The sequence below is a fragment of the Sphingomonas glacialis genome (assembly GCF_014653575.1).
In the GTDB taxonomy this organism is placed as follows: domain Bacteria; phylum Pseudomonadota; class Alphaproteobacteria; order Sphingomonadales; family Sphingomonadaceae; genus Sphingomonas; species Sphingomonas glacialis.
Genome location: NZ_BNAQ01000035.1, coordinates 1 through 916 on the forward strand (window position 1 = coordinate 1; position 916 = coordinate 916).

The window sequence follows — 916 nt, forward strand, 5'->3', positions numbered from 1 at the left end:
AGAGCCCGACCGAAAATTGAGTTGAGCGATTTCAGTAGCTTGTGATTCACCGGGGTTTGCGAAGACCACGAGGATCACATGGGCTGGACTGAAACCGCTCGGCGCGAGCATGACAGAAGCGGGCTGCGCTATGCAAGCGACTGTACCGATGAGGAATGGGCTGTCGTCCGGCCATTATTGAGGCGAACCTCCAGGGTGGGACGCCCGCGCAAGCACAAGGCGCGGACCCTGTGGGATGCGATCCAGTATATCGCATCGACGGGGTGTCAGTGGGCGCAACTGCCGAAAGACTTTCCGCCCTTCACAACGGTGCAGTATCATTTCTACCGCATGCGCGACAACGGCCTGCTCGATGTCATCAACGCGGTGCTGGTCGCATGGGTGCGAGTCTTGGAAGGTCGCACGCCGGCGCCGACCGCGGGCGTCATCGATAGCCAGTCGGTCAAAACCACCGAGGCAGGTGGGCCTCGCGGATACGACGCCGGCAAGAAGATAAAGGGCCGCAAGCGGCACATCGTGACGGACACGCTGGGCAATATGCTCGAAGGCGTGGTGCACGGCGCAGATGTTCAGGACCGCGACGGAGCACCCGGTCTGATCGAGCGATCCTGCGACGCGTATCCCACGCTCACCAAGCTGTTCGCCGATGGCGGGTATGCCGGACAGAAGCTTGAAGGGGCAGTCGCGCACATCGATAGGCTGACGATCGAAATTATCAGACGTTCCGACCTGACGGGCTTTGTCATTCTACCCCGGCGCTGGGTCGTCGAACGCACCCTGGCGTGGCTCAACCGATGCCGGCGTCTTGCCAAGGATTGGGAAGCCTCCATCGCATCGTCCGAGGCATGGATGGTCGTCTCATCCATCAGGCGAATGACGCGCCGTATTGCCAAGCTCGAATTATGAGTCGGGCTCT

General features: G+C 60.8%; 1 protein-coding gene. It reads left to right on the forward strand.

The annotated features are described in order from the left end of the window. The first annotated feature begins 78 nt into the window (after window positions 1-78). Complete coding sequence (locus tag IE187_RS21120; protein ID WP_189677957.1) at window positions 79-906, forward strand: IS5 family transposase; 828 nt, start codon at window positions 79-81, stop codon at window positions 904-906. Window positions 907-916 lie beyond the last annotated feature (10 nt).

Excerpts from the sequence above, each read along its gene's own strand:
- IE187_RS21120 (WP_189677957.1), top strand. The coding sequence starts at position 79 with ATGGGCTGGACTGAAACCGCTCGGCGCGAGCATGACAGAAGCGGGCTG.